Genomic DNA, 15,760 nt, shown 5'->3' with positions numbered 1-15,760 from the left:
TGGCTCTACCGAGTCCAATTGGTGACACTTGGCCCATGAAACCGAAAACGCCCTTTGCTGTTGGGTCTTAACGGAATATCATCCCTGAAAAAACTATTATCGGCCCTTCATCCGGCCGAGGAGGCAGCATGCGTCTTACATGTCCGAATTGCACTGCGCAGTACGAAGTTCCTGACGAGGTCATCCCCGAGGAAGGCCGCGACGTGCAGTGTTCGAACTGCGATCAGACCTGGTTTCAGGCCAAGCATCCATCCGAGCAGACGGATGAACCGAACGCGCCCGAGGACAAGCCTGTTGAGGCAGATACATCGGACACCGAGGTCGAGGCCCAGAAGGACGCCGAGCCCGCAGATAAATCAGCGCCAGAGGTTGAAAAACCTGCTGCATCTACAGGAAATGTTGCCCCATCAGTCGCCAGTATCCTGAAAGAAGAAGCCGCACGAGAAGCGGAGTTACGTGCGCAGGAAGGCGGTGGTCTGGAAAGCCAGCCCGATCTGGGCCTGGAAGCCCCACCAGAGCCAAAGGTCAGGCCCAAACGCCCTGCAACTTCGGAAACCGCCGTTGATGCCGGGCAAAAGGATGCACTGCCGGATGTCGATGCCATCAACTCGAGCATGCGGTCGGACCCGGCAGAAGATGAGGCGCAGGCGCCCCGCAAGTCCGGTGGGTTCTTGCGCGGTTTTGCGCTAATGCTGATCATCGGCGTGGTTCTGTACCTGATCTACGGGAATGCCCGCCAGATCAGCGAGGCTGTACCGCAGGCCGATCCGTTGCTCAGCTCATATGTGTCGCTGGTGGATCAGGCGCGCATCTGGCTCGAAACTCAGGCAGGATCCGGTGCGCAGAACTAAGGGCTAGAACCGCTCCAGCAACCGCTTGAGGTATTCCAGCTCGATCTGGGGACGATCTGTTTCACCGGTCCGGCGGCGGATTTCATCCAGCAACTCTCGCGCCCGGCGATAGACATCTTCGCCCTGCAACAGGTTTTCATCGGTTGAAATCGAACCGGCAGCGCCTGGGTTTCGGCCCAGCGGATCGCGGTTGTTGGCCTGCATGTCGCCGTCCTGCGTTCCCTGCCCCGGTTGGTTCTGCTGTTCCTGCGCCATGGCTTCACCCAGCGACCGCATCCCTTCGCGCAACGCTTCCATCGCTTCGGATTGACGGTCGATAGCTTCGGCGAGATCATCGCCACGCAGAGCTTGCTCGGCCTCGTCCATGGCACGCCCGGCCCGATCCAGCGCTTCGCGCGCGGCGTCACCTTCGGGTGTGCCGACACCGGGGAGACCTTGTTGCTGACGACCCAACTCGTCTCTCAACGCTTGCTGTCGGTCGGCGAGCGAGCCTTGCCCCTGCTCACCGTCTCCAGCCTGATCCGAACCTTCACCTTGTCCGCCCTGTCCTTCGTGGCTTTGCCCCCGGCCTTGCCCGCCGTTGCGGCCTTCGTTCCCTTGGCTTTCACCTGATTGCGCGCCGGGGTTGAATTGTTCCTGCAAATCACGAAAGGCCTGATCGCTAAGACCCTGCTGTTCGCGCAGGGTTTCGGCAAGACCTTCCATGGCCTGCTGGCCTTCGGATTGCTGCCCTTGGCCCTGACCCTGAGTTACACGCATGTTCTCCATCATCTGCTGGAATTCTTCCAGCGCCTGCTGGGCTTCGGCCATGCGACCTTGTTCCATCAGTTCCTGAATGCGGTCCATCATGCGCTGCAGGTCATCCTGCGTCATTTGCAAAGATTCACTATTCTGGCCGGGCTGACGTTCGCCGTCTTCTCCATCTTGCTGTGCCAGACGTTGTAGTTGCTGAAGGTAATCCTGCGTCGCCTCGCGCAATTCCTGCATCAACTCCGCTATTTCTTCGTCGCTGGCCCCGTTCTTCATCGCCTCGGTCAGACGTTCCTGCGCGCGGCGCATCCGTTCCAATGCATCCGCCAGCGTCCCGTCCTCGATCACCACGGCAAGGTCCCACAGGGCTTGTGCAATCTCTTCCTGTTGATTGGGTTTCAACCCGTATCGATGAAAAGTTTCCAATCGCCTCAGAACAACCCGCAGACGCAGATAGGCTGTGTCAGAACGAAACAGATCCTCAGGGCGGTGCGACACAGCCCTCAGCAATTGCGAGACACGAGGCGCATTGGATCGCGACCAAAGCAGATCGCGCCTTTGCTCAATCACGGCTGCCGCCAGTGGATCAAAGAAGCGCCGTGCTGGCAATGCCGTCTCATAGGAATCCGAAGACGTTTGCTGCTCCGCTGCATCCGTTGCCATCAAGGTAATCCTGACCGGCAAATGCGCCCACGGATGCTGCGAGAAATCCTCGATCAGGTCTTCGGTGAAATCTGCCCGATCACCGGTGATCGGCATGGGTAATTCAATTTCGATCACCTCGCGCGGCTCTGGCTCGGCCGCCAGTCCGTACCGACGGTCAATCGCCGCCAAATCCAGCTCGATCCGGGCCAAGCCCGAAACCACTCCGTAATCATCGCTGGCGGAAAATGGCAGCTTCATCTGCCCGCCGGCTTCAGACTCGGCGGTGCCGGAAACTGCAATCTGCGGAGCCGCGTCGTCAATGACCTGCACCGACCAGTCCCGCCCCGCCGGTCCATCAATGCGCAACTGACCCGAGCGTTCGGCAACAAACTCCTGTTCCGGGTCTGTTGCCGCCTCGGTTCCGCTGGCAGAACTGCTTTCGGTCAGACTATGTGCACCGACCTCACCGTAAAGTCGCAAGGTGATGCGACTGCCCTTGGGAACAGAAAGCGCCGCCCCCGTCTGATCAGCAAGATATAAGGTCGGCAAACCTGTGTATCTGGGGGGTTCCACCCATCCTTCCCAAGTTGGGCCCTGTCCAGCGACGGCTGTACCCGGCGCCATGTCCGCCACTGAACCCACGCGCCACAACGAACCAAAGATCAGCGCCACGACAAATGCCAGCAGAGCGGCATAGCGCAGCGCATACGGATCACGCGACGCAAGCCGAAGATCTGGTTTCACAGCCTCAGCAGTGGCCGCACGCTGTGCCATGCGGGCTTTGTGCGCCTGCCACAAGGCAACCGAGTCACCATCGTTGGTACCGATTGCCTGATCATCCAGCAAAGCCTGAATAGGTCGACCGGGCAGAGCCTCATCCAGCCGCGCTAGCGCATCAGCGCGGGACGGCAGCTTGAATTTCGTGACACCGTGGACGGATGCTACACCAAAAGAGATCAACGAGAGCGCACCAGCACCCCAGACGATTTCAACGGGCAGATGATCCTGCAGCCCCAGCATCAGAGCGGCGAGCAAAGCCAGAACAATCGAGAACGCAGGCCAGAACGCGCGCAGTACCTGTTCAGCCACCATGCCAAGATGGGTTAGCCACAGGGACAGGCGCGGAATGGGCAGGTTCGTACTGTTGGTCAAGACGGGCCTCCGGGACGGGCCCGCGCGGTTATCGCGTCAAAGCCACGATGGTATGGTATCGCGGTTTATGATTTCGTCAAAGCTTGGCCGTTCACGAATGACTGCAAATTGATCGCCATTCACCAGAACTTCAGGGATCAACGGACGGGTATTGTATTCGCTGGACATCACCGCACCGTATGCACCCGCGCTGCGAAATGCGACCAGATCACCCGATTTCAACGGTGGCATATTGCGCTGCTTGGCAAAGGTATCCCCGGATTCGCAGACCGGGCCTACGATGTCATAGGCTTGCTGTTCCACGCCAGCCGCCGGTTCCTGCACCGCTACGATATCGTGGTACGCTTCGTACATTGCAGGCCGGATCAGGTCATTCATCGCCCCATCAAGGATCAAAAAGTCGCGACCTTCGCCTGATTTCACATAGATGACCTTGCTGACCATGATCCCGGCATTGCCCGCGATCAGGCGGCCCGGCTCAATCTCGATCTCACAGCCCAGATGGCCCAGTGTTTTCTTGACCAGCGCACCATATTCAATCGGCAAGGGCGGTGCGTCGTTCGACCGGGTGTATGGAATGCCCAAACCACCGCCCAGGTCAAGGCGCCTAATGTTGTGACCTTCAGAGCGGAGGCGCTCGGTCAACTCGGCCAACTTTGTGTAGGCCAACTCATACGGTTCAAGTTCGGTCAGTTGCGAGCCGATGTGAACGTCGATGCCGATCACCTCCAGCCCCGGCAGGTCGGCGGCGTGAGCATAAACTTCCGAGGCGCGGGCTATCGGAATGCCAAACTTGTTCTCGGACTTGCCCGTGGCAATCTTGGCATGCGTCCTGGCATCAACATCCGGGTTCACCCTGACGGTAATCGGCGCGATCACGCCAAGCTCAAGCGCAATGGCGTTGATCACTTCCATTTCGGGCTCGGATTCGACATTGAACTGGCGAATGCCGCCGCTCAGCGCCATGCGTATCTCGTCCGCTGTTTTCCCCACACCTGAGAACACGGTCTTGTCACCGGGAACACCAGCCGCCTTCGCACGCAGATATTCTCCGCCCGAGACCACGTCCATCCCCGCACCTGCTTGGGCCAATGTCTTAAGGATCGCCTGATTGCTGGCCGCCTTCATCGCGTAGCAGACCAGATGATCGGTGCCGTCCAACGCGTCATCGAACAGCTTGAAATGCCGCAGCAATGTAGCCGTGGAATAGACGTAGAACGGTGTTCCAACCGCGGCTGCGATTTCGGAGACGGGGACATCCTCGGCGTAAAGCGCGCCGTCGCGGTACAAAAAGTGATCCATGCTTGCGCGCTTAGACCATAAAAGGACTTCGGATCAATGGATTCTGTATCCTTAGTCCCGGTTTAGTTTTGCGTTGAAACACCAACTCGGCCATAGCCCGAGATTGAAATGCCGGTGCCCGATTGTTTTGGTTCGGCCGCAGGTTCCGGACGTCGCGCTGACGAAGGCTCGCAAGCCGCCAAAACAGCAAGAGCACAAACCAATCCCAGAATTCTCATTTCAATACCATTTCTTTGTGTGACAGGTAATCGATACGTGGACCCAACATGAGGTGCCGGGACCATGGGCGCAACATTCAAAAGGATCAGAATCCAAGATAAATGCCCAGCGGTCCGCGGCTTAGGCCGACACCCCCGCCAACATACGCGCCGCTTGATCCAACCCCAATGGTGGCACCGACCGTGGGTTGAGGGGCAGTTGGTTGATCAGGCTCGCCATCAGCCCCGCACCCGGCCAGCACCAGACCGGAAACCGCAATCAGGATCGCACGTAGCGCGGTTGTCATACCATTGCCTTCCATCGTTCGATCTGGGCCCGCACCTGATCGGGGGCGGTACCACCGTAGGACTGCCGCGAGTTTACCGAATTGTCGACGCCAAGGACAGAGTAGACATCATCCGAGATATCACCATGGACCGATTGCATATCATCCAGCGTCAGGTCGGGCAGATCACAATCCTTGCCTTCGGCCATGGCCACCAGTGATCCGGTGACGTGATGCGCATCCCGGAACGGCAGGCCCAGCACCCGCACCAGCCAGTCGGCCAGATCCGTAGCGGTCGAGAAACCCGAGCCGGCGGCGGCGGCAAGGCTGTCGCGGTTGGCGGTCATGTCCTTGACCATCCCTTCCATCGCAGCCAGTGCCAGCATCCAGTTGTCGGCGGCGTCAAAGACCTGTTCCTTGTCCTCCTGCATGTCCTTTGAATAGGTCAGCGGCAGGCCCTTCATCACCATCATCAGCGCGGTATTGGCCCCATAGATACGCCCAACCTTGGCGCGGATCAGTTCGGCTGCATCCGGGTTCTTTTTCTGCGGCATGATCGACGAGCCGGTCGAAAACCGGTCGGACAGGGACACGAAACGGAACTGGGCCGACGACCAAATCACCAGCTCCTCGGCAAAGCGCGACAGGTGCACAGCGCAGATCGAGGCTGTCGACAGGAACTCCAGCGCGAAATCGCGGTCACTGACGGCATCCAGCGAGTTGGCGGCGGGGCGATCAAAGCCCAACGCCTGCGCCGTCATATGGCGATCAATGGGGAAAGATGTACCCGCCAGTGCGGCGGCCCCCAACGGGGATTCGTTCATTCGGGCACGCGCGTCGCGGACTCGGCTCAGGTCGCGGCCAAACATCTCGACATAGGCCATCATGTGGTGGCCCCATGTTACGGGTTGCGCAGTTTGCAGGTGGGTGAAGCCGGGCATGACCCAATCGGCGCCTGCTTCGGCCTGTGCCAAAAGCGCGCGAATCAGAGCCAGCAGACCAGTTTCAGCCGCGTCTAGCTGATCCCGGACCCACAGTTTGAAATCCGTCGCCACCTGATCATTGCGCGAACGCCCTGTGTGCAAACGGCCAGCAGGCTCGCCGATGATCTCTTTCAGCCGCGCCTCGACATTCATGTGTATGTCTTCCAACGCAGTTGAAAACTGAAACGTGCCGCTCTGGATTTCTGACAAAACGGTGAGCAGCCCTTCCCGAATGGCTTCAGCATCACTATCACTTATGACGCCTGTAGCAGCCAACATGGCCGCATGGGCGCGCGAGCCTTCGATGTCCTGGGCTGCCATCCGCTGATCGAACCCGATCGAGGCGTTGATCGCCTCCATGATCGCGTCTGGACCGGCGGCAAAGCGGCCGCCCCACATCTGGTTCGAGGATTGATCGGTCATGTAAGAAAACCCGGAGTTGATATGCGCCTATTTCGTTTGATCCCCCTTTATATGGCCCTTGCGCTAGGTGCAAATGCCGCTTTGGCAACCGATGCCGCGACACTGGGCCCGTTACGGGAAGGCAGTCTGAAGCGCCTTATCCTGCATGAAGAACCCAAACCGGCAAAAGTGATCGAGTTTCAGCTGGAAGATGACGGGGGTGTCGGCACGCTGGCCGATTATGAGGGCAAGTATGTTCTGCTGAACTTCTGGGCCACCTGGTGCGCCCCCTGCCGCAAAGAAATGCCTCAGATCGCCGAGTTGCAGGACGAGTTCGGGGGGGACAAGTTTCAGGTTCTGACCCTTGCCACAGGCCGCAACTCACCAGCAGGGATCAAGAAGTTCTTCGAAGAAAATGGCATATCCAACCTGCCGCGTCACCAGGACCTCAGCTCGGCTGCCGCGCGCGAATTCGGTATCATCGCATTGCCCATCACGGTCATTCTGAATCCCGAAGGTCAGGAAATCGCGCGGTTGATCGGCGACGCCGAATGGAATTCGGACAGCGCGAAGGCGATCGTGTCGACGCTTGTTGGCGCAGAAAGCTGAGGAAATAGCCTTATAGTCAGCGAGTTCAGTGAATCGCGATATCCTTCGGGCATTCAACCCGGAGGATATTTTTATGAAATCAATTGAAGGAATTGCCGCGATGGCGGGTGATTTCTGGATAGCCGCTGATGCTGCTACCGCCAAAGATGTACGCAAGAAGGGAAAGGGAGATCCAGTAACCTACGCGATCTCCGACTAGTATTCCTGCTTCTCGAATGGCTGCGATCAGAGCCTTGATTTTGCAACACAGCTGACGTCACGCCACCTTTGACAGTTTCCATCCTCCTTTGCACTCTGCGCTCAGGAGGATGGAATGCCGCTGGAAATTCTATTGGTGTTGGTCGTTGGAGGCATAGCCGGGATTACGGTATTGTTGCATCTGACAGGCAAGTCGCGGTTGCACGTGCTGACGCCAGACACGGCGCCACGCCAGTGGCTGCGGCATTTCCCTGAAGACACGGTGATCGACGTGACAATCGCCCATGACGGTCACGCGGCGCTGGTAAGAACCCAGAACGGGGCTGGGTTGATCTGGTCCTTCGGCGCCGACACAGTAGCGCGGCATCTCCAGGACTTCGACTGGTTTGAGACCGCCAATGGCATCGAAGTTCGGTTTCACGACTTCAGCACCCCGCGCGCGACTCTTCACCTTGACCAGACCGAACGCCAGCACTGGCAACACTTGATGAGGCCCGCATGACAGACCAGGTAAGCTTTCCCGATGCGGTGCAATGGGCCGTCCCGTTTTTCATCGCTGCTATTCTGGCAGAATTCCTGTGGATCGCAGTCAAAGGCAAAGGCGGGCGGTATGAAACGCGCGATGCTGTAACCTCGCTGATCATGGGGGCCGGGAACATCGCGTCGGGCTTTTTGCTGGGCTTTATTGCCTATGCGTTTTTCATGTGGCTGTGGCAGATCACTCCTTTGGACCTGGGCACGTCATTTCCCATTATCATTCTGTGCTTTGTCCTGGATGATCTTCGCTATTACTGGGTACACCGTTTTGGGCATCGCATTCGCTGGGTCTGGGCCAGCCATGTCAACCACCACAGTTCACAGCACTACAATCTGACCACAGCTCTGCGGCAGACTTGGACCTATACCTTTACGTTCATGATGGTCGTTCGCGCGCCGCTGATCCTGCTGGGTTTCCATCCGGCCATGGTTCTGTTCGTCGGTGGATTGAACCTGATCTATCAGTTCTGGATTCACACCGAGGCCATCGGCAAGATGCCCCGATGGTTCGAAGCGGTCATGAATACCCCCAGCCATCATCGCGCGCATCACGGCCGGAACGCACGGTATCTGGATTGCAATTACGCCGGAGTTTTCATCATCTGGGACAAGATGTTCGGGACATTTGTGCCTGAACAGGAAAACGATCGGGTCGATTACGGGCTGGTTCACAATATCGGCACCTTCAACCCTTTGCGCGTTGCGTTTCACGAATGGGTCGGCATCTGGCACGACGCCACGCAGCCCGGCCTGACACTACGGCAACGTCTGGCCTATTGTTTCGCGCCTCCGGGGTACAGCCACGACGGCAGCCGCGACAACTCGGAACAGATAAAAGCCAAGCACCTGGCTCGCCATCCCGAGGACCGGGGAACGCCCGGTTTTGAGCAGGTCGACAAGATCCTGCCCAAAGGACAGGCAGAACAGGCCTGATACAGCCGTCAGGCCCCGCTAGACTTGAACTCCGGTCTTTGCACGCCATATCAGTGATTGAATGTGGCGCATAGATGAGCGAGGGGCGGCATGAAACGTTTGGCAACCATTTCAACCTTCGTGGGGTTGTTTGGCCTGTTGCTGGCCATGCTTGCCGCGCTCGGCAGCTTTGTTGGCACTCTGATCGCATTGGGTTTTGTCCTGATGATTCTGGGTGCGACAGGAGCCCTTCTCGGAGCCGCGGCGTCGCTGGCCCGTGCCGGGCACTCCGCGCGCTGAAAACCGCAATAAGCAACTTCATCTGACGCTTTAACCGCAGATTCATCTGTTTGCCCCGAAACTGTGTCAAAACACCTGTTCCGGACACACGGGAATCTGCGCCTATGGGAAACAAAAAGCTCACCAATCTTCCCGAAGGGTTGGACACCCCTTTGAATGCAGCAGTGTCAACACGGGATCGTTCGGTGGTTCAGATGGCAACCGATGCTGTGAAGCACAAGCAATGTCGGTTGGCCTTTCAGCCGGTTGTTCAGGCGCACCCGCCGCATGACATCGCGTTTTACGAAGGCTTCATTCGTGTATTGGATGAAACAGGGCGCGTTATCCCCGCGCGCGAGTTCATGCCACAGGTTGAAAACACTCCGATCGGACGTGATCTCGACTGCGTCGCGTTGGAACTTGGTCTGCGCACGTTGGTGAACAACCCCCAGATCCGCCTGTCGATCAACATGTCCGCCCGCTCGATCGGTTATTCCAACTGGTCCGGTATACTGGACCGGTTTCTGAAACGGGATCCGCAACTGGGCGAACGGCTGATCCTAGAAATCTCCGAAAGTTCTGCTATGCAGGTGCCGGAATTGGTGGTCGACTTCATGGACCGCCTACAGGATCGCGGCATCGCCTTTGCGCTGGACGACTTTGGTGCCAGCAACTTCAGTTTCCGCCACTTTCGCGAGTTTCTGTTCGACGCCGCCAAGATCGACGGTCAGTTTATCAGGGGCATCAGCAACAGCCCCGACAACCAGGCTTTGGTGCGGGCCCTGATTGCCGTAGCGCGTGAGTTTGAAATTCTGGTCACTGCCGAATCGGTCGAAACTCAGAAGGATGCGGCATTTTTGCTTGAATTTGGCGTGGATTGCATGCAGGGCTTTTTGTTTGGCGCGCCCAGTGTTTCGCCCCAGTGGAAACAGGAAAAAAATTCAAAAACAGCAAGTTGACCCGTGGGTGATCGACATTTTTCCGCCATTTCCCAAGCTGAGACAAGCTGCCCGTTGCTGCAAGTGCAGCATTACGCTATTGCAGAAGTACTTGAGCGGGGGATAACGGGGCGCTCTTGTTTCGAGAGGGAAACTCTCGGCCTGCGCCGTCAGACATTCCGCCAGACAATGACGGTAAAGGACTGATCATATGACCAACGTAGTAATCGCATCCGCCGCACGAACAGGTGTCGGCAGCTTTAGTGGTTCGTTTGCGAACACCCCCGCACATGATCTGGGCGCGGCCGTCCTGGAAGCAGTTGTTGAGCGCGCCGGGATTGAAAAAGGCGAAGTCAGCGAAACCATCTTGGGTCAGGTGCTGACTGCGGCTCAGGGGCAGAACCCGGCTCGGCAGGCGCATATCAACGCCGGTTTGCCGCAGGAAAGTGCCGCCTGGGGAATCAACCAGGTTTGCGGCTCGGGCCTGCGTGCGGTCGCATTGGGCGCTCAGCATATCCAGCTGGGCGATGCCGACATCGTCGCCGCTGGTGGCCAAGAGAACATGACCCTGTCGCCCCACGCAGCTGCCCTGCGCGCCGGTCACAAGATGGGCGATATGAAATATATCGACACCATGATCCGCGATGGTCTGTGGGATGCCTTCAACGGTTATCACATGGGTCAGACGGCGGAAAATGTTGCCGAGAAATGGCAGATCAGCCGCGACATGCAGGATGAATTCGCTGTTGCTTCGCAGAACAAAGCCGAGGCGGCGCAAAAAGCTGGCAAATTTGTCGACGAAATCGTGCCCTTCACCATCAAGACCCGCAAGGGTGACATCGTGATGGACAAGGACGAATACATCCGCCACGGCGCTACAATGGAAGCCATGGCAAAGCTGCGCCCCGCCTTTACCAAGGACGGATCGGTTACTGCTGCAAACGCTTCGGGCCTGAACGACGGTGCGGCCGCAACCCTGCTGATGTCAGCTCAAAACGCAGAGAAGCGCGGAATCGAACCTTTGGCGCGCATCGCGTCCTACGCAACTGCCGGGCTGGACCCGTCGATCATGGGCGTTGGCCCGATCTACGCTTCGCGCAAGGCATTGGAAAAAGCAGGTTGGTCCGTCGACGATCTGGACTTGGTTGAAGCCAACGAAGCCTTTGCCGCGCAGGCCTGCGCAGTGAACAAAGATATGGGCTGGGATCCGTCGATTGTGAACGTGAACGGCGGTGCAATTGCCATCGGCCACCCAATCGGCGCATCAGGTTGCCGCGTTCTGAACACGCTGCTGTTCGAAATGAAGCGCCGCGACGCAAAGAAAGGTCTGGCCACCTTGTGCATCGGCGGCGGCATGGGTGTCGCCCTGTGTGTGGAGCGCGACTAAGTGCGCCAATAACCAAATAGAAAAGGGCGTCCATGGGACGCCCTTTTTTGTTACACTGGGGTCGTACCCCTTAGATGCGACGATATTGCCATCCGAAATAAACACCTTAACGACGAAACAATATTGCGCACAAACATCTCTCAAAGTAACAGCATTACCAAGGTGACTAAAATTGGAGGAGTCCTAAATGGCACGTACAGCACTCGTTACCGGCGGTTCCCGCGGCATTGGCGCAGCAATTTCCAAGGCGCTCAAAGCCGAAGGATACAACGTTGCGGCCACCTATGCAGGGAATGACGAAGCCGCCGCGAAATTCACCGAAGAAACCGGCATCAAGACCTACAAGTGGAACGTCGCCGATTATGACGAATCCAAAGCGGGCATCGAAAAGGTCGAGGCCGAGGTTGGCCCCATCGACATCGTTGTCGCCAACGCGGGCATCACCCGTGATGCACCTTTCCACAAAATGACACCCGATCAGTGGAAAGACGTGATCGACACCAACCTGACCGGCGTGTTCAACACTGTGCACCCTGTCTGGCCCGGCATGCGCGAGCGCAAATTTGGCCGTGTCATCGTCATCAGCTCGATCAACGGCCAGAAAGGTCAGTTCGCTCAGGTGAACTATGCTGCGACCAAGGCGGGCGATCTGGGCATCGTGAAATCTCTGGCGCAGGAAGGCGCGCGGGCAGGCATCACGGCCAACGCGATCTGCCCCGGTTATATCGCAACCGAGATGGTGATGGCGGTGCCCGAAAAGGTGCGCGAATCGATCATTGGCCAGATCCCCGCCGGTCGTCTGGGCGAGCCCGAAGAGATTGCACGCTGTGTGACCTTCCTGGCCTCGGACGAATCTCAGTTCATCAACGGCTCGACCATCTCGGCCAACGGTGCGCAATTCTTCGTCTGATCCAGACTTGTGAACAAAAAAACGGGCCGGTCACTTTGGACCGGCCCTTTCTGATCCCGTAAGAACGCGCGCGCTGCGATCAGCGGGAACCGAATATCCATCCCCAAAACTGCCAAATCACCCTGCTGCGCTCTTGGTGGGCACGCAGGATCGCCATCTGGGCGGCGGGATTTGTCGTCATCTCGATCATGGCAGTCTCCTTTTTCAAATCAGTTTTATTTGACCTGATGCGAACATGGCGGCTAAAAACAAACACGACAAACGAGCTTTCTTGAGACTTCAGTTAAGTTTTTCTTCACTATGAGTGACTATCTGCCCCCACTTACCGCATTGCGTGCTTTTGACGCCGCAGCCCGGCACATGTCTTTTTCGAAGGCGGCGGAAGAGCTGCATGTGACGCCAGCTGCCCTGTCCTTTCAAATCAAGTCGCTTGAAGAACACCTTGGACGTCCGCTGTTTCGCCGTCTGAACCGCGCCGTAGAGCTGACCGAGGCGGGCCGTGCCCTTGCTCCTGGTGCGGCAGAAGGGTTTGCCACCTTGCAAACCGCGTGGCGCGCCGTGCGCAGGAAGGAGAATGACACCGGACTGACCGTCACCGCAGGTCCGGCACTGACTGCAAAGTGGCTGGCGCCTCGCCTTTACGAGTTTGCCCGTGCGCATCCCGAGATCGACCTGAAATTCTCGGCCACGTTGCGCAACATGGATCTGGAGCGAGATGATGTGGATGTTGCCATCCGGTTCGGGAATTCCGCCGACAAGGGGCTGTATTCCGTACCGGTGAGAAAGGAGTGGCTGACCCCGGTCATGACCCCGGAGCTGGCAGAACAATTCACCACGCCAGACAGCCTGCGTGATGCACCGTTGATCCACGACGATTCGATCAACTTTCTGACCCCACCCTGCGACTGGCCTGCCTGGTTCCGCGCTGTGGGTATCGATTTCACCCCCACTCATGGGGCGCATTTTTCCAACGCAGATCACGCGATTGACGCCGCTGTCGCCGGTGTTGGTGTCGCCCTTGGACGGCGCGCCATGATCCTCAAGGACTTGACCGAGGGTCGGCTGGTTGCCCCCTTCAAGGTCGCGCTGGAAACACAGGGCCGGTTCCGGTTCCTGTGCCTTCCGGGGGCCGAGAAACGTCCTCAGATCGCAGCCTTTCGGGATTGGTTCCTGACCGAGATTGAAAAGACCGCGCATATTTCGGATGAGTTCGACATTATTCCGATCGAAGAGGTTTCCGGATCATGACCAAAACGCGCGCAACAGCCATCGGCTTTGGGGCCGTACTATTATGGGCTTTGCTGGCACTTTTGACCGTCGGCTCTGCACCCACACCACCTTTGCTGTTGAACACGATTTGCTTTTCGATTGGTGGGGCGCTTGGGTTGATCTGGACAGCAGCAACCGGTGGGTTTAGCGGGTTGAAACAAGTCCCCTGGACGACCTACCTGTTCGGTTCATTGGGTCTGTTCGGGTACCACGCATTGTATTTTTCGGCCCTGCGTATGGCCCCTGCGGCCGAGGCCGGACTTATTGCCTATCTCTGGCCCCTTCTTATCGTTCTGTTTTCCGGCCTGCTGCCGGGCGAACGGCTTCGCGCTGGTCATCTGGTTGGGGCATGCCTTGGCTTTGCTGGGGCTGCTTTGATCATCACCGGAGGCGGAAGCGCCGGTTTTCAGGCGCAACATCTACCCGGGTATGCATTGGCCTTGCTTTGCGCCCTGACATGGTCAGGCTATTCGGTTCTGTCGCGCAAATTGGGGGGTACACCGACCAGTTCGGTTGCGGTCTTTTGTCTGATGGCTGCGTTGGCTTCGGGTCTGCTGCATCTGGCTATAGAAGACGCCGTGCTGCCTAACACGACACTGGGGTGGGTTTCTGTACTGGCGCTTGGCCTCGGGCCCGTTGGACTGGCCTTTTATATCTGGGATATCGGGGTAAAGCAGGGCGATATTCAAATGCTCGGAACCTCATCTTACGCGGCCCCGTTATTGTCGACACTTGCTTTGGTGATGGCCGGGATCGCTGCCCCATCCTGGGGGCTGGCGATCGCGGCCTTTCTGATTACCGGCGGGGCCTTGATCGCGGCCCGATCCAGTTTGAAATCTTAAGCAGACAGTCGCTCGATCTCTTCCTTCAGCTTGAGCTTCTGTTTCTTCAGCTGGGCGATGTGGAGATCATCGATGCCTGGCGAGCGTTGGGCTTGTTCTACTTCTAGACCGAGAGATTCGTGCTTTTTCTTCAGTTCCGTCAGATGTGCGCTCACGCTCATTGCGATCCTCCTTTTATACGTGTCTGAATGTCACGTAAGAAGTTGATCACATCGTTTCCACCCTGTCACGCTGCAGACGCACAGAATCTAAAACAAATCCGACAAAATCGGCTGGACATTGCCGGTCGCCGTCAGAACCCGGGCAGGGCAGCGGCCTTCCGGAGCACGGCCGAAACTGCATCCGTATAGCTTTCGCCGTCTTCTTCGTGACGTTCACCCGCGTGCACAATCAAAGGTGGGTGGAGGCGAAATGCCGCACGCCCTCCTTTGCGGGCGCGCAGAATGATCAGCTCAGCCTCTCGCCCTGTCCGTGGGCTTAGTGGCAACAACTCCACCGATCCCAGCACCCCCTGGCACGCTGCCAGCATGTCGGGCAGCCGATCGGCTTTCTGGATCATGTGCAGGTACCCTTTTGGCGCAAGGCGTTTTGCAGCCACTGCAATCCAGTCGGCCAACTGGGTGTCTTCGCTCAGGGCCACACTTCGTCCCGCATCCTTTGCAGGGCTATGCGCCCCTGCCCGATAATAGGGCGGATTCGCAATGACGTGATCGAACTGGCGCTGCCGAAACGCCTCGGGCAAAGCGGTCAGGTCTGCTTGGACAACTTCCAGCTCTATCCCGTTGATTTCCGCATTTCTGCAGGCCAATTCCGCATAGGCGGGCTGTAGCTCGATACCTGTCAGGTGCAGACCGGGCACTCGGGAGGACAAGCAAAGAATGGCAGCCCCTGCACCGCACCCCAGTTCCAACACGGACTGACCTGCCCTGGCCGGAACGGATGCGGCAAGCAATACCGGGTCGACCCCGGCACGATAACCCGACCGAGGTTGCAGCAACTGGACCCTGCCCCCCAGGAAATCATTGCAGCTGAGTTCACTATCGGAAAACCGGGTCATCGGCCCAGCGGAATTTCATTGTCGCGCATCACACGTTCGGCACGGGTCAGGTCTTCGGCGCGAACCATCAGTCGGCGGGGAAATATCCCGATCCCACCTTCGAGGATGCTCATATTTACGTCCATCTGAAAGCAGTCTATATCCTCGCCTTCAAGGAGAGCGGATGCAAAGGCCAGGATCGTCGGATCGGTACTGCGCAATAGTTCTTTCATGGGGATGGATGTAAGGGCAAGGCGGGGCGAAAGTCGAGCCT

The 15,760-nt window shown here is 57.9% G+C and carries 18 protein-coding genes; 11 read left to right on the top strand and 7 right to left on the bottom strand.

What is annotated here, in order from left to right:
- Window positions 1-128: 128 nt before the first annotated feature.
- The gene (locus tag ACR0BZ_RS06915) at window positions 129-851 is read left to right on the top strand and encodes a zinc-ribbon domain-containing protein (protein WP_480919828.1); all 723 of its coding nucleotides are present in this window, start codon (window positions 129-131) and stop codon (window positions 849-851) included.
- 3 nt (window positions 852-854) lie between these two features.
- Here the strand turns inward: ACR0BZ_RS06915 and ACR0BZ_RS06910 are convergent, their stop codons facing one another.
- From ACR0BZ_RS06910 to argH, 4 genes are all read right to left on the bottom strand, one after another.
- Window positions 855-3,338: a TIGR02302 family protein gene (locus ACR0BZ_RS06910; RefSeq protein ID WP_480919906.1), complete on the bottom strand. Its 2,484-nt coding sequence runs from the start codon at window positions 3,336-3,338 to the stop codon at window positions 855-857.
- Between the two features lie 96 nt (window positions 3,339-3,434).
- Window positions 3,435-4,700, bottom strand: a complete 1,266-nt coding sequence (gene lysA / locus ACR0BZ_RS06905) for a diaminopimelate decarboxylase (RefSeq protein ID WP_480919827.1) — start codon at window positions 4,698-4,700, stop codon at window positions 3,435-3,437.
- A 304-nt stretch (window positions 4,701-5,004) separates the two neighbouring features.
- The gene (locus tag ACR0BZ_RS06900) at window positions 5,005-5,205 is read right to left on the bottom strand and encodes an argininosuccinate lyase (protein WP_480919826.1); all 201 of its coding nucleotides are present in this window, start codon (window positions 5,203-5,205) and stop codon (window positions 5,005-5,007) included.
- Entirely contained in the window at window positions 5,202-6,590 is a 1,389-nt protein-coding gene (argH, locus tag ACR0BZ_RS06895) for an argininosuccinate lyase (protein ID WP_480558789.1), read from the bottom strand. Before argH ends, ACR0BZ_RS06900 begins: the two co-directional genes overlap by 4 nt.
- A gap of 21 nt (window positions 6,591-6,611) precedes the next feature.
- Between argH and ACR0BZ_RS06890 the strand changes: the two genes are divergently transcribed.
- From ACR0BZ_RS06890 to yddG, 10 genes are all read left to right on the top strand, one after another.
- A complete protein-coding gene (locus ACR0BZ_RS06890; RefSeq protein WP_480558787.1) occupies window positions 6,612-7,178 on the top strand; it encodes a TlpA disulfide reductase family protein in 567 nt (188 codons plus the stop codon).
- Window positions 7,179-7,251: 73 nt separating this feature from the next.
- The gene (locus ACR0BZ_RS06885; RefSeq protein WP_480558785.1) at window positions 7,252-7,377 is read left to right on the top strand and encodes a hypothetical protein; all 126 of its coding nucleotides are present in this window, start codon (window positions 7,252-7,254) and stop codon (window positions 7,375-7,377) included.
- A 114-nt stretch (window positions 7,378-7,491) separates the two neighbouring features.
- Window positions 7,492-7,878, top strand: a complete 387-nt coding sequence (locus ACR0BZ_RS06880; protein ID WP_480558783.1) for a hypothetical protein — start codon at window positions 7,492-7,494, stop codon at window positions 7,876-7,878.
- On the top strand, window positions 7,875-8,846 hold the full coding sequence (locus ACR0BZ_RS06875; protein WP_480919825.1) for a sterol desaturase family protein: 972 nt from the start codon (window positions 7,875-7,877) through the stop codon (window positions 8,844-8,846). Before ACR0BZ_RS06880 ends, ACR0BZ_RS06875 begins: the two co-directional genes overlap by 4 nt.
- A 90-nt stretch (window positions 8,847-8,936) precedes the next feature.
- Window positions 8,937-9,125, top strand: coding sequence for a hypothetical protein (locus tag ACR0BZ_RS06870; RefSeq protein WP_480585514.1), 189 nt, complete (start codon window positions 8,937-8,939; stop codon window positions 9,123-9,125).
- Window positions 9,126-9,229: 104 nt separating this feature from the next.
- Window positions 9,230-10,063, top strand: coding sequence for an EAL domain-containing protein (locus ACR0BZ_RS06865; protein ID WP_480919824.1), 834 nt, complete (start codon window positions 9,230-9,232; stop codon window positions 10,061-10,063).
- A 190-nt stretch (window positions 10,064-10,253) separates the two neighbouring features.
- Window positions 10,254-11,429, top strand: coding sequence for an acetyl-CoA C-acetyltransferase (locus ACR0BZ_RS06860; protein ID WP_209598663.1), 1,176 nt, complete (start codon window positions 10,254-10,256; stop codon window positions 11,427-11,429).
- Window positions 11,430-11,616: 187 nt separating this feature from the next.
- A complete protein-coding gene (phbB, locus tag ACR0BZ_RS06855; protein ID WP_209506587.1) occupies window positions 11,617-12,339 on the top strand; it encodes an acetoacetyl-CoA reductase in 723 nt (240 codons plus the stop codon).
- A gap of 300 nt (window positions 12,340-12,639) precedes the next feature.
- The gene (locus tag ACR0BZ_RS06850) at window positions 12,640-13,587 is read left to right on the top strand and encodes a transcriptional regulator GcvA (protein WP_480919823.1); all 948 of its coding nucleotides are present in this window, start codon (window positions 12,640-12,642) and stop codon (window positions 13,585-13,587) included.
- On the top strand, window positions 13,584-14,450 hold the full coding sequence (gene yddG, locus ACR0BZ_RS06845) for an aromatic amino acid exporter YddG (protein ID WP_209598665.1): 867 nt from the start codon (window positions 13,584-13,586) through the stop codon (window positions 14,448-14,450). The genes ACR0BZ_RS06850 and yddG overlap by 4 nt, the downstream gene beginning before the upstream one ends.
- Here the strand turns inward: yddG and ACR0BZ_RS06840 are convergent.
- The 3 genes from ACR0BZ_RS06840 to ACR0BZ_RS06830 all read right to left on the bottom strand — a co-directional run bounded on the left by ACR0BZ_RS06840 (window position 14,447) and on the right by ACR0BZ_RS06830 (window position 15,719).
- A complete protein-coding gene (locus tag ACR0BZ_RS06840; RefSeq protein WP_083445267.1) occupies window positions 14,447-14,611 on the bottom strand; it encodes a YdcH family protein in 165 nt (54 codons plus the stop codon). The two genes, yddG and ACR0BZ_RS06840, sit on opposite strands and share 4 nt — an antisense overlap.
- A 131-nt stretch (window positions 14,612-14,742) precedes the next feature.
- The gene (locus ACR0BZ_RS06835) at window positions 14,743-15,507 is read right to left on the bottom strand and encodes a tRNA1(Val) (adenine(37)-N6)-methyltransferase (RefSeq protein ID WP_480919822.1); all 765 of its coding nucleotides are present in this window, start codon (window positions 15,505-15,507) and stop codon (window positions 14,743-14,745) included.
- Entirely contained in the window at window positions 15,504-15,719 is a 216-nt protein-coding gene (locus ACR0BZ_RS06830) for a putative signal transducing protein (protein WP_050604033.1), read from the bottom strand. Before ACR0BZ_RS06830 ends, ACR0BZ_RS06835 begins: the two co-directional genes overlap by 4 nt.
- Between the last annotated feature and the right edge of the window lie 41 nt (window positions 15,720-15,760).

The sequence above is a fragment of the Ruegeria sp. P8 genome (genome assembly GCF_056534665.1).
Note: the sequence above shows the minus strand (reverse complement) of the source record. Positions and strands in the feature narration are given on the sequence as shown.